The following is a 12,432-nucleotide window of genomic DNA, read 5'->3' as shown; positions in this document are numbered from 1 at the left end:
GCGACTTCCGGACGTGGAAGTCGCATCAGCTGCGCACTCACCGGTGGCGGGGCCGGTGAGGGCCTAGCCAGCTACCGTGACGGCAAAAACCACTGCCGGGGTGTGCGACTTATCGGCGCTGTCCACATGGGCGTGGACCATGACAGGGTTCTCGGCGGCTGGCACAAAAACGGCGCCGCCGCGGCTTAGCACCATGTCGCCGCGGGGTGAATCGAGCAGCACCGACCCGGAAACGGCCAACACCAGCAGGGGGCCGTTTTGGATCAGCGGCATGGGTTCGGCGCCCACGGCGATTTCCACGCGCTGCAACACAAACTCGGTAAAGGGCGGTTCCCAGATGTGTTGGCCCAGCTCGGTGACGCGGGTGGGCACCACGGGCACGGCGCCGGGGGCAAAGTCAACCGTCGCAAGCAGCTCGGGCACGTCGATGTGTTTACCCGTCAACCCGCCGCGCAGCACGTTGTCCGAGGACGCCATGACCTCAAGGCCAAGCCCCGAGAGGTATGCGTGGATGTTCCCGGCGGGCAGGTAGATGGCCTCGCCCGGCACCAAGGACACCCGGTTCAGCAACAACGAGATCAGGACGCCCGGATCGCCCGGGTATTGCCGGGCCAGATCAACCACAGTGCCCAGCGCAGCGGCCAGTTCGATGCAAGATGACGCCAAGGCTGAGGCGGCCAGATCCACTAGTTCTGTGGTTGCGGATCCACCGTTTATGAGCGTTTCAAAGGCGCGGCGAACCACCATGGGCTCGGCCATGCGGGAGTTCAGGCTCATCTCGACTTGGCGCAGCAGCGCGGGGACCTCTGTGCCCGTTGCGGCAATGGCGGCTCCCACGGCGCGGAACAATTCCGCAGCCTCGGCACAGGGTCGGAACCCGCAGAGCGCCTCAAAATTGGTGAGCGCAAGGATCATTTCCGGCTTGTGGTTCTCGTCCTTGTAGTTGCGGTGTGCGGCGTCGCGCGGGATCCCGGCAGCTTCCTCGTCCGCAAAGCGAACGCGGGCGCGCTCCAGGGTGGGGTGCACCTGCAGTGACAAGGCCTTGTCCGCGGCCAGCAGTTTCGCAAGAAACGGCAGCTTGGCCCCGAATGCGGCGTGGACTTCCTCGCCCAACGTTGCCCGGGGATGGTCAGCAATGAGCTGGTCCAGGGCTATGGGTCCCTCGGGGGTGGCGGCCACGGAGGGTGAATCCGGGTGGGCGCCCATCCATAGCTCAGCCTCGGGTCCGCCGCTGGGATCGGTGCCAAGGAGCCCTGCGATGGCTGTGGTTGAGCCCCAAGGGTAGTCGCGGGTGACGTTGGTCAGTGCATACATAAGGCGTTTCTCCTGGTTCGCGACAAACTGAAAGTCACTGTGAAATCATGGGCACCAACTCAGTGGCCGGCTCTAGCCGGGGGAGCAGCTCCCGTTATTGGCAAGCAGGGTAAAGAGTGCTGCTTCATCATTGTTGATGGCTAGTTGCTGCAAGTATTCTGCGGAGACATCCGGTGTGGCGGCGGGCGCTTCGGGAGCTGCCGACGTCGGCACAGGCACAGGCACAGGCACAGGCGCCGGTTCCGGTGCCGGTGCAGCGGGGTCAGCAGGAACGGCAGGGGCAGCCGGAGCCTCCTCCGTCTTGGGCTTCTCGCTGGGCGCTGGCGGGTTCAACAAAGTCTTCACGCGCTCATGGATGACATCAAAGTCAGGGTAGGTGGGGAAGTCCTGATCGAAGTCCGGCGGGCCAATGGTCAAACGGGCCAGGGAGTGTTCCTTGGACTTCAGCGCCAGGGAGACGAAGCTGCCCAACTGCCCGGCCGGGATGTCGGATTCGATGACCTTGGCACCAGCGGCCGCGATGCCGTTGAACTTGGTGAGAACAGTGGCAGGGTCCATTTGGGCCAACATGGCTGCCTGGATGCACTGTTGGCGTTGGCTGCGATTGTACTCAGGCACCCATTGGCGTGAGCGGGCGTACCAGAGCGCGTGGTAGCCGTTGAGGGTTTGCACCCCTGGGGCAATCCAGCCTGTGGGCGGGAGGTGGTCGCCGGTTCCGTTGACGTCGTCGCCACTGATGGGAACCCAGCCGCCCACGTTGACCTTGACCCCGCCCAGGGCATCAATGAGCGTGGAGAATCCGGCCATGTCAACCAAAACGTAGCCCTGAATTTGCAGTCCCAGGGTCCCGCCAGCAGCATCCATCATGGCTGCCGCGCCCGGATCCGGCGCGTTCGGGTACAGGCCCGCATGGTTGTTGGTCACATCCGTGTACAGGAAGTTGATGATGCAGTCATCGCCGCAGTTGTAACCCTCGGGGTAGACGCCCCAGAGCGGGGAGTCGGGCGAGAACTGGGCGTTCTGCAGGTTTCGCGGGATGCTCATGGTGGCAGCCTGGCCGGTTTTGGCGTCGATGCTGACAACAATGATGGAATCCGGGCGCCGTCCGGTGCGGTCCGCGCCGGCGTCGCCACCCATGACCAGGAAGTTGTAGCGCCCATCCACGGGCACCATGTCCGGCCCGGACTGGAAAATGCTGGTGATGGCGTTGCGCCCGGAATTGATCAAAAACGCGCCGTAGGCCAGGGACCCGCTGGTCAGGACCATGAGCACCACCAGCGCGCCGCTGACCAGTGCCCGCATGCCGGGGGCCAGCATGGACGGGCGAATGATCTTGAGCGTGTTCAAAAAAACGATGGCCCAGCCCAGGGCAAGCGCCAGCAGCACCACAATGATTGCCAGTGAGCTCAGCGGGTTGGTGAACAGGTTCAGCAGGGTTTCGCGGTGCACCAAGGCAAGGGCGACGGCGGCAATCACCAAGGCCCAGACCGTGAAAGTGCAGCGCAGGGCCAGGCGGCCAAAGCGCTTGTTGCCGGCAACAATTTGGGCAGCGCCGGGCACAAATAATGTCAGCAGCAGGAGGAACCAGGCTCTTTTTGAGCGTGCAGGTGCCGAGGCCGATTCCGGGTAACGGACCGGGTTGGTCAACACAGGCGGGCGGTTGGAGGCCCGGGACACCTTGGGGCTGCTAAAACTCATACGTTCGCGTTCACACCCTCGGCTCCTGCGGATGTTCCGGTGTTGACCGCCAACGGATAGGCGGCACCGGCCTTTTCACGCAGCGCAGCACCCTTGGCCGAGGCTTGGTCGTTGAGTTCTTGGGCAAAAACTGTCAGCTTCGCGGCCAGGGACACCGCGAGGTCGTCAGTGGCCGATGCCAGCATGCGTACGGCCAGCAACCCTGCGTTGCGGGCACCGCCGATGGAGACGGTGGCCACGGGAACGCCGGCAGGCATTTGCACAATGGAAAGCAGTGAGTCCATGCCGTCAAGTGTCTTCAAGGGAACGGGGACACCCACCACGGGCAGCGTGGTCACGGAGGCCAGCATGCCCGGCAGGTGGGCTGCGCCACCGGCTCCGGCAATGATGACGCGGATGCCGCGGGCGGCCGCGTTCTGGCCGTAGGCGATCATTTCCGTGGGCATGCGGTGCGCCGAGACAACGTCTGTTTCAAACGGGATGCCGAATTCGCTCAGGGCGGCGGCAGCCAGCTCCATGACGGGCCAGTCTGAATCTGATCCCATGACAATGCCCACTAGGGGCTGCTGGGGTGTGGAAAGTTCGCTCATGGTGTTTCCCTATGCTCCGTCACGGATGATGTTTGCCACGGTGGTGGCGCGGGCGCGGACTGTTGCGACGTCGTCGTCCGCGGAACCGATCACGTTGACGTGACCAATTTTGCGGCCAGGACGAACAGACTTGCCGTAGCTGTGCACCTTGACAGTGGGTTCGGCAGCCAGGGCCGCGCCATAGGCACTGAAGAGATCTTGGTTGGCGCCGCCCAGGAAGTTTTTCATGACAACAATCTCGCCCAGGGCATCCGTGGAGCCCAGGGGCAGGTCCAGCACGGCACGCAGGTGCTGCTCGAACTGCCCTGTCACGGCGCCGTCCATGGTCCAGTGACCGGTGTTGTGGGGACGCATGGCCAGCTCGTTGATGAGGTAGCCGGGTGCGCGTCCCGGGGTTTCAAAAAGCTCGGCAGCCATGACACCGGTAACGCCCAGCTCGCCGGCAATCAGGAGCGCGGCGGCCTGGGCCTGTGCGGCAACGTCGGCAGGAATCGCGGGGGCGGGGGCAATGACCTCATCGCAGACGCCGTCCACCTGGATGGACTCGGCCACGGGCCAGGCGCGTGCCTCGCCGGAGGGGGTGCGGGCCACGAGGGCGGAAAGTTCACGGGAGAAGTCAACCATCTCTTCAACCAGCAGGGGGCTCATGGCCTCAAACCAGTCGGCGGCGGCAGCAGCGTCGTCGGGGGAGCGCAGAATCTTCACGCCCTTGCCGTCGTAGCCGCCGCGCGGGGTCTTCAACACCACGGGCCAGCCGTTGAGCTCGCCAAAAGCCTCAATGTCTGCAACGCAGGAAACAGCAGCCCACTCCGGATTGGGCAAGCCCAAGCGCTCGATGGCCGCACGCATCACCAGCTTGTCTTGGGCATTGATCAAGGCGTCCGGGCGCGGCTGCACGTTCACGCCCTCCGCGATGAGGGCCTGCAAGTGCTCGCTGGGGACGTGTTCGTGGTCAAAGGTGAGCACGTCAACACCACGGGCAAAAGTGCGCAAGGTGTCCAGGTCTTTGTAGTCGCCCACGGGGGCCGTGGCCACAACGGGCACGGCACACACCTCCGGGGTTTCAGCCAGGACACGTAATTCAAAACCAAGGGCCACGGCGGGAGGGGCCATCATGCGGGCCAGCTGCCCGCCGCCCACAACACCGATTACAGGAAAAGTCACAATCCCCAGCGTACCGAAAGTCTGCCCAGATCCTTGCTTTTAGGCCGAGCTGCGCCGTTTTTGCGCCGACTTTGAATCGGTACGATGGTGCAATATCACAACTTTCCAAGCCCAAATCGTGGCGTTTTGCAGCCCCTAGCGCAGAACTCGCAGGCGAATTGGCTTAGAATTCATCTGAGGCTGCTAGCGTGATCCAACCGTTTTTGGCCCCTTAGCCTGACGGAGGACCATGTATAAATCACTGACTGAGCGCATCAAAGGCCTGATGGGCCTGTTCTGGCGCGAGGTGGCAAAATTTGGCGTCGTAGGTGGCGTTGCCTTCGTCATCGACACCGGCATATACCTGTGGCTGCTCGCGGGCAGCATGGGCGGGCACCCCACCAAGGCCAAGATCATCTCGGCCGCCGTCGCCACTGTCTTCTCCTGGCTGGCCAACAGGTACTGGACCTTCCGCCACCGCCGCCAGGCCAACATGGTGCGCGAAGTCATCTTGTTCATCATCATGAACGGGATTGGCTTGGGCATCGCCGCCGCGTGCGTCTACATCTCCCACTGGGTCCTGGGCTTTGAGTCCGCCACCGCCGACATCATCGCAGGCTCGGTCGTGGGTCTGATCCTGGGCACCATCTTCCGCTTCTTCGCTTACCGCTACTGGGTCTTCACCGAGGAACTCGATCAGGAACCCGGATTCGACCACGACCACGAGCTCATCGAGTCGGACCACAAGCGCTAAATCCCTTAGCCCAGGGTGATGTTCTCGGTGCTGCGCAGATGATCACTGGCTGCCACGCCGTCGTCAAGCAAAACCACTGAACCGCCGGCCGCCCAAATCTTCAGGGCCGCAGGTACGACGGCGTCCCATCCGTCCCGCACCTGCAGCAGCACCCGCTGTGGTTCAGCAGGCAATGGTTGGGCCACGCCGTCGATCATGACCTCACCCTGCGCCAGGAGCGCAGCGTAGCTGGTGGTCACCGAATCATGCAGCCAGGCAACATCGCCCGGAGCCGGCGCATCGTCGGCAAAGAACACATCGGCGTGCGCGCGCACATCCCCTGAATAGTCCAAGGTGCGCGGGGGCAGCTCGCCCAGCCAGCGCATCTGCAGGGCCGGCAGTGCCACAGCCACCAGCAGGGGGACCGGAGCAACGCCCGCCAGGCGCTCCTGGGCGTCAGCAGGATGGGCCGTGGCCACAATGTCGGCACCATCGGGAAGGTCCGCCGTCACCGCAGTGCCACCCACGGCCCAGGTGGCCAGGAGCCACACCAGTGACCGCCAGTGCAGGGGCAGGTCCACGGCAACCACTGTGCCGGGTGCAGCGTCGAGCTCGTCAACAAGGTAGTTGGCAGTCTTGGCCACCCAGTTATCCAACACGCGGCCGGAGAACTCCACACGTTCGGAATCCGGCCCGTACCAGGACAACCGGGGCGATGTTGCGTGGTTGCTGCGCAAGGAGTTCAGAAGATCTGCGGGGGTGTTCGGCACGGTGTTCATAGTGCCCCATCTTGCCACTTTCTGCCTGACGAGAAATTCCAGCGATTGGAGTAAATGTCGATTGTGACGTGAGCTGCGTTACATAAGGCTTCGGGCATATTCGCTCGCGGGCTCAGAAAAACGCGAAGACTGTGCGGAATCAAGGTATTTAGGCGATTCAAGGGTGTAAATGCACGGATGTATTGGTATGAAATTGCCGGGCGTGGCGTGCGGGATGTTCGTGCTGTGTAGTGGTTATCATCTACGTCCGCTTGACGTGGGAGACTTACATGGATGTAATTAGACCCACGAACAGCTGACAACGGCACTGAAACCGCAGCTAGCGGTATCCGGGGGGACCGGGCCTCAGTGACCGAAGATTTCAGCAACATTCAGGAGGACGATTATGGGGCAAGCTCAGCTGAGTGTGGCAAATTTCAACGACGACTCCGTAGCGGCTCAGGCTGCGGACACCTATCACTCACGTGGCGTGCCCACTGATTGGTATGTGGACCCGGCAGATCCGGATGCAGCAGCATTTCATGAACGCGAAAACCGCCAGGCTCTAACGGATGCGGCCACGGCATTCCTGACTGAGCACGAGGCGGACGAATCGGCGGTAGCCCACCCGACGCCAGTTACGGGCGTGGACAGTGTGGCTGTCTGGATAGGCCTGCGACCGTCCAAAAACGACTTCAGCGACGAAGGTGAACTAGGCTGGCAAACGGACGCCCTCTGTGCACAGACGGACCCGGAAGCGTTTTTCCCTGAAAAGGGAGGCTCCACCCGGGATGCCAAGAAAGTGTGCGGCGCCTGCAATGTTAAAGCAAAATGTTTGGAATACGCTCTGGCCAACGATGAGCGGTTTGGAATCTGGGGCGGCCTGTCCGAGCGTGAACGCCGGCGGCTGCGGAAGCGAGCAGTCTAATTCTTGATGCAGTAAAAATCACCGCCGTTCTGGTTGCCCACAACGGCGGTGCCTATATCCCCACGGTTCTAGCCGCTCTGGCAGCACAAACGCGTCCGGCCGACCAGGTCTTGGCCGCGGACTGCGGCTCCAGCGACAATTCGGGGGAGTTGCTGCGTCAGGAGCTCGGAGAGCGCAACGTCATCTCTCTCGAGGCCCGAAAAGGCTACGGAGCGGCCGTCAACGCGGTCCTGGAACATCAAAGCCGTCAGCACCAACGCAGTGCGCAAGCGGGCGGCAAAGCCGCCGCCCGCCGCAGTCTTGCTGAGCCCTCGCTTGCTCAGCCAGCGGGCGGCCGCGTGGCTGTCTTGGAGGACGAAACCAGCGCTGACCATGAATGGATCTGGCTGCTCCAGGATGACGCGGCGCCGGCACCGGATACCCTGCAATTGCTTTTGGAAGCCACCGAGCGGGCCACGAGTGCCACAGTAGTGGGCTGCAAGCAGCTCGATTGGGAGAACCGCAGGCGCCTGGTTGATGTGGGCCTGCAAGCCACACGCTGGTTCGATCGGTTCTCCATGATGGATCTGGATGAACACGACCAGGGCCAGTACGACCACTACACGGATGTTTTTGCCGTTAACACCGCAGGCATGTTGGTGCGTCGGGACGTTTTTGAAAAACTGGGCGGTTTTGATCCTGCCCTGCCTGGCCCCGGTGATGACCTGGATTTTTGTGCCCGTGTTCGCTTAGCCGGGGACAGGGTCCTTGTGGTTCCGGCGGCCCGCATGTTTCACGTGGTGCACAGGCCCAACGGCATGGGCTCGGCTGTTGCGGCCCGCAAGGCAGCAGTTTTCCTGCGGCTCAAGCATGCGCCGCTCTGGGCGGTGCCGTTGCTGGCCGTGGGCACCTTCTTCGCGGCCATCTATTGGTTGATGGCAGGTTTTGTGCTCAAGGCCCCCGGGCACGCGGTGCGCCTGTTCGTGGCAAGCTGCGCCGGGCTGCTGCGGCCCATAACGCTGAAGCACAGCCGGGCAGCGCTGGCAGCCCAGCGGCGCAAGCCGCGCTCCGTCCACAAAGCGTTGATGGTGGAGGACAGGGTTGCGCGGGCTCATTTGAAGTTGCTGCGTGAAGCAGTGGCCCCCGAAGAATTCGCAGCCCCGGAAGAGATGAGTGGCCCCTCCCTCTTGGAGCCCACGGGTGAAACACACCAGTCGGGTGTGACACCACTGGCACACATCAAAACTGCGCCCATTGTCAGCGCCATGGCACTCATTGCACTACTGAGCGGGCTCTCGCTGATTGCTCTCTCACGTTTCCTTGGCGTCCCGGCCTTGAGTGGTGGCGCCCTGCTGCCCGTTTCCGCGCAGCTGGGCCAGGTATGGGAGCACGCCACGGACTGGTGGGTGTCCCTTGGCTCCGGGATGCCCGGCCGCGGAAACCCCTTTAACTTTGTGCTGGCCATGCTGGGTGCACTGGGTGGCAATGCTTCCGTATCCGCCCTCTGGCTGGTGCTGCTGGCGCTTCCGCTCTCAGGTTTCACGGCCTGGTTGGCGGCCGGCGCCCTGACGCGGCACCGCTGGCCCCGCATTGTGGCCGGGCTGGCGTGGGCAGGCGCCCCCGCATTGCTTGTGGCCATGGGCCAGGGCAGGCTGGGCGCGCTGGTGGCACATGTGCTCATGCCGTTGGTCATGCTGGGCCTGATCCGCGCCGTGGGTGCGGCCGTGAGCCCCGTGGCCAAGCCGGACGCTGCTCACAGCCAGGTTGAAGAGTTGGCCGCCAGCAAACGCTTGACCAAGTTGGGCCGGCCCGGTGTTGATGGCAACTCGTCGTGGACCGCCGCCGCAGCAGCCGGTCTGGTGCTGGCGGTTGTGACAGCAGCCTCGCCCACCCTTTTCCCCGTGGCCGTCGTGGGCATCTTGCTGACAGCTGTGCTGATGGGCGGCCGAGGCAAGACCATTTGGTGGGCCCTGCTTCCCTCGGCCGCCGTGTACTTGCCGTTCGTCTGGTCGGCGTGGGGCAATCCGCGGGCGCTGCTGGCCGATCCGGGTGTGCCTGTTCCCTCCACCCCGGGACCCATGTGGCAACAACTTTTGGGCTTCCCCGAACAGCTTGTGGCCTCTGAAGGTGCACTGGGGATTGCCGGTTTAACCGCTTCTTGGTGGCTCTGGCTGGCAGTGGCCGTGATCGGTGTCCCCGTGGTTGCCGCGGCATTGGCGGCCCTGGTGCTGCCCTTGCGCCGTGCTCCCATGGTCCGCGCGCTGTGGCTGATTGCCTTGCTGGCGTTGGCCGCCTCATATGGGGCAAAAATGATTGCTGTGGCGTTCGACGGCGTCACCCTCGTGACGCCGTTCACCGGCACTGCCGTCTCACTCGCCTTCTTTGCGCTGCTCGGAGCAGCAGTTCTGGGCTTCGATGCCATCTACAGCCGGGCTTACGACGCCTCCCATCGCGGTCACGGACGCCGTAAGAGCGCCCGGCTCACGGCCGCCGTTCTTTCGGTGGCTCTGGTGGCGGCCCCCGTGGCGAGCCTGGCGTTGTGGACTGCCCAGCAGTTCTCGGAGCAGCCCGGTTCGCCGGCGTTGACAGGCCCCTTCCTTCCCCAAGCTGCCACGACGGGTACCCTCCCCGCGACGGCCGCTGACCGCGGCACAGGGCCCGAAGCCAGCCGCACCATTGTGCTGGCCGTGCAGCCCGGCGGCGGTGTCCAGGCCACCTTGATGCAGGGCGCCGGCACCACCCTTGACACCATGTCCAGCATTGCTGTGGCAGCACGCGTCAATGGCGCACCGGGTCAGGAAACCCTTGAGGACGTGGATTCTGCAACGGCGGCCTTTGAAGCCAGCGTCGCTGACATCTTGTCCAAGACGGGCATTGATCCGCGCCCGGGGTTGGTTGAACTGGGTGTGGGGTTTGTGGTGCTGCGCCAAGGGGATACAGCGGCTGAGCTTGTTGCCGGTGAACTCGACGCAGTCCCCGGACTGGACACTGTGGGCCCCACTGATTCGGGTTGGTTGTGGCGGGTCAAGCCAAGCTATGCCACGGCCGGACTCAGCGACGTGGTCAACCGGGTCAGGCTTGTTGATGCCAAGGGTGAGGCCCTAGCTCCTGTTCCTTCCGAGGGCCAAAAGGTGAATGCCCCCATTGCTGCTGGCAGTGGTGATCGCCGCGTGGTGATGGCGGAGCGTTCAGATCCGGGCTGGCAGGCATGGTTGGACGGCAAGGCGTTGACCAGCGTCAGTTCCGACTGGGCGCAGGCCTTTGAGGTGCCTGCAACTGCTGGCACTCTGGAAATTCGTTATGTACACCCCCTGGATTCGATCATGAGCCTGGTTCAGCTGATCTTGCTGGGCCTGACCGTTCTGCTGGCTCTTCCTGTGAAGGCACGCCGTGGCCGCACAGGGGCCTACAGGGATGAAGCGTCATTGCAAAAGGTTGGTAGAAGTGCCTGAGAACAAGGAAAGCAACCCCATGGGCAAGGCTGACATGGGTAAGGCTGAGGCGCCCAAAGCGTCCAAGCCGTCACGGCCAGTAAAATCCAAGAAGCAACGCCGCTGGCCCCTGGTGGTGGCCGGAACCGCCACCGTGGCCTTGGCTGTGGGCGTCATCGGAGCAGGCACACTGTTTCCTGGCCTCAATGCGACAGCGGAGACCACACCAAGCCCGCACGCCCTGCCGGTGGGGGAGACCCTGGCGAATTGTCAGGGCCCCACACAGTTGCTGGCAGGCTCGGCGGCGGGGACGGATCCGCAGTTTTCTGCCAACTCCTCCGCCACCAAGTCACTGTTGAACGCAGTGGTCTTGAGTAACCCCAACGGAGACTTGCCGGGCTCGGTTTTCCAGGCTCTGGACACCAAGTTCTCCTCCTTGCTCACGCTCGCCAAGGCATCCGATTCCCCGAGCACGCCAGCCACGGCCCTCTCCGGCTCACCCAAGGCACGTGCGGCCGTGGTGCTCGGTAGTGCTGTGGGTGGCGAGTCGGTGCTCCGTGCCCAGCCCTTTAGCGATGAGTCCTCCACCGGCTCGGCCTCCGTGGTGGTTGAGGCGGGCGACGGCGATCTTGCCGGCTTGGCTGCCGCAACGTGCCAGCGCCCGGCCAATGACCTGTGGCTCTCCGGTGCCAGCACCAGTGTTGGCCGCACGGCAGTGCTCATGGTTGCCAACTCATCTAAGAGTCCTGCCACGCTCACACTGGAAATGTTTGGCAACACGGGGCCTATCAACGCCCCGGGCGGCAAGGGCCTGGTCGTTGGTCCGGGCGCTGTGCGCTCCGTGGTCCTATCCGGTTTGGCCCCCGACCAGGAACTTCTCAGCGTGCACGTCAAGAGCGCTGGCGGCGCGGTCAGCGCCGTCATTCAGCAATCGGTGTTGCGCGGTCTTACCCCAGGCGGGGTTGATTATCTGGCACCAGTCCAGGCGCCGGCGTCGTTGGCCACCATTGCCGGGGTGCGGGTTCAGTCCCCGGCGGATGCCGCTAAGATTTCGTCGCAAAACTCCTATGCTGACGCAGCCACAATGTTGGCTGTGACGGTGCCCGGGGTGGGCGACGCCGTAGTGGAGGTCAAGGCCTTTGGCGCCTCGGGCCAGGTTGCTTTGCCCAACGGCGGCGTTTTCACGGCACCTGCCGGCAAGGTCAGCTCGCTGCCGCTGGCAGGACTGCCGGAGGGATCCTACTCGCTCAGCATTAGCGCCGATGCCTCAGTGACGGCGGCCGTTCGCTTGGTGAACTCCACCAAGCCCGGCGAGGCCGTAGACATGGCTGTGGCGCCTTCCACCGGCCGGCTGGGTGACAACCATGTGCTCACTGTGCCCCAAGGCGTGCGCTCCAGCCTAGTGTTCACAGCGCCAGAGGGTGCTGCGACAGTCCGGCTGGTACCGGTTTCGGACAAGGGTGTTCTGGGTGCGCCCAAGACAGTGGATCTCAAGGGCGGCAGCACGGCCGTAGTTGATCCGGGCGCCTTGCTGGGGGATGGCACTGCAGCAGTTGTTGTGTCGGTGTCCGGTGCGCCCACCTTTGGCAGCCAATTGCTGGGCAAAGACGGAACAGCCGGCATTGCCGTGCTGCCCATCCCGGGGACAAGCACCGCCAGCCACTCAATAAACATCATCACCGGGTACTAATCCCCAACTCCTCCCCAATCCAAGCCGCTGGCGCGTCTTGAATTGGGGCCCCTCGGAGTTGTGGGCCCAGTCAACTCCTCCTCAACCCAAGCCGCTGGCGCGTCTTGAATTGGGGCCCCTCGGAGTTGTGGGCCCAGCCAACTCCTCCCCAATCCAAGCCGCTGGCGC

The 12,432-nt window shown here is 63.7% G+C and carries 9 protein-coding genes; 4 read left to right on the top strand and 5 right to left on the bottom strand.

Annotation, left to right across the window (positions count from 1 at the left end):
- Positions 1-63 precede the first annotated feature (63 nt).
- The 4 genes from manA to CVS28_RS03475 all read right to left on the bottom strand — a co-directional run bounded on the left by manA (position 64) and on the right by CVS28_RS03475 (position 4,766).
- Complete coding sequence (manA, locus tag CVS28_RS03490; protein ID WP_103480642.1) at positions 64-1,314, bottom strand: mannose-6-phosphate isomerase, class I; 1,251 nt, start codon at positions 1,312-1,314, stop codon at positions 64-66.
- Positions 1,315-1,386: 72 nt separating this feature from the next.
- Positions 1,387-3,012 carry an LCP family protein gene (locus CVS28_RS03485; RefSeq protein WP_103480641.1) on the bottom strand — a complete coding sequence of 542 codons (1,626 nt, stop codon included), beginning with the start codon at positions 3,010-3,012 and terminating at the stop codon, positions 1,387-1,389.
- On the bottom strand, positions 3,009-3,602 hold the full coding sequence (gene purE, locus CVS28_RS03480; protein ID WP_103464242.1) for a 5-(carboxyamino)imidazole ribonucleotide mutase: 594 nt from the start codon (positions 3,600-3,602) through the stop codon (positions 3,009-3,011). Before purE ends, CVS28_RS03485 begins: the two co-directional genes overlap by 4 nt.
- 9 nt (positions 3,603-3,611) lie before the next feature.
- The gene (locus CVS28_RS03475) at positions 3,612-4,766 is read right to left on the bottom strand and encodes a 5-(carboxyamino)imidazole ribonucleotide synthase (RefSeq protein ID WP_103480640.1); all 1,155 of its coding nucleotides are present in this window, start codon (positions 4,764-4,766) and stop codon (positions 3,612-3,614) included.
- 229 nt (positions 4,767-4,995) lie between these two features.
- On the opposite strand from CVS28_RS03475, the gene CVS28_RS03470 reads away from it, so the two are divergent.
- Positions 4,996-5,499 (top strand): GtrA family protein, encoded by a 504-nt coding sequence (locus tag CVS28_RS03470; RefSeq protein WP_103464244.1) that lies wholly within the window; start codon positions 4,996-4,998, stop codon positions 5,497-5,499.
- 5 nt (positions 5,500-5,504) lie between these two features.
- Here CVS28_RS03470 and CVS28_RS03465 read toward each other — a convergent pair whose 3' ends face one another.
- The gene (locus CVS28_RS03465; protein WP_103480639.1) at positions 5,505-6,257 is read right to left on the bottom strand and encodes a TIGR03089 family protein; all 753 of its coding nucleotides are present in this window, start codon (positions 6,255-6,257) and stop codon (positions 5,505-5,507) included.
- 385 nt (positions 6,258-6,642) lie between these two features.
- Between CVS28_RS03465 and CVS28_RS03460 the strand changes: the two genes are divergently transcribed.
- From CVS28_RS03460 to CVS28_RS03450, 3 genes are read left to right on the top strand one after another with little or no spacing between them, the layout of a single operon-like run.
- Positions 6,643-7,164: a WhiB family transcriptional regulator gene (locus tag CVS28_RS03460; RefSeq protein WP_103464246.1), complete on the top strand. Its 522-nt coding sequence runs from the start codon at positions 6,643-6,645 to the stop codon at positions 7,162-7,164.
- Positions 7,164-10,595 carry a glycosyltransferase family 2 protein gene (locus CVS28_RS03455; protein ID WP_341476399.1) on the top strand — a complete coding sequence of 1,144 codons (3,432 nt, stop codon included), beginning with the start codon at positions 7,164-7,166 and terminating at the stop codon, positions 10,593-10,595. The genes CVS28_RS03460 and CVS28_RS03455 overlap by 1 nt, the downstream gene beginning before the upstream one ends.
- A complete protein-coding gene (locus CVS28_RS03450; protein ID WP_103464248.1) occupies positions 10,588-12,264 on the top strand; it encodes a DUF5719 family protein in 1,677 nt (558 codons plus the stop codon). The genes CVS28_RS03455 and CVS28_RS03450 overlap by 8 nt, the downstream gene beginning before the upstream one ends.
- The last annotated feature ends 168 nt before the right edge of the window (positions 12,265-12,432 follow it).

Origin of the sequence: Arthrobacter glacialis (genome assembly GCF_002909415.1) — a bacterium.
Lineage (GTDB): Bacteria > Actinomycetota > Actinomycetes > Actinomycetales > Micrococcaceae > Specibacter > Specibacter glacialis.
This window is presented reverse-complemented; position numbering and strand designations above follow the sequence as displayed.

Coding starts and splice junctions, on each gene's coding strand:
- manA (WP_103480642.1), bottom strand. CDS start 1,314: ATGTATGCACTGACCAACGTCACCCGCGACTACCCTTGGGGCTCAACC.
- CVS28_RS03485 (WP_103480641.1), bottom strand. CDS start 3,012: ATGAGTTTTAGCAGCCCCAAGGTGTCCCGGGCCTCCAACCGCCCGCCT.
- purE (WP_103464242.1), bottom strand. CDS start 3,602: ATGAGCGAACTTTCCACACCCCAGCAGCCCCTAGTGGGCATTGTCATG.
- CVS28_RS03470 (WP_103464244.1), top strand. CDS start 4,996: ATGTATAAATCACTGACTGAGCGCATCAAAGGCCTGATGGGCCTGTTC.
- CVS28_RS03465 (WP_103480639.1), bottom strand. CDS start 6,257: ATGAACACCGTGCCGAACACCCCCGCAGATCTTCTGAACTCCTTGCGC.
- CVS28_RS03460 (WP_103464246.1), top strand. CDS start 6,643: ATGGGGCAAGCTCAGCTGAGTGTGGCAAATTTCAACGACGACTCCGTA.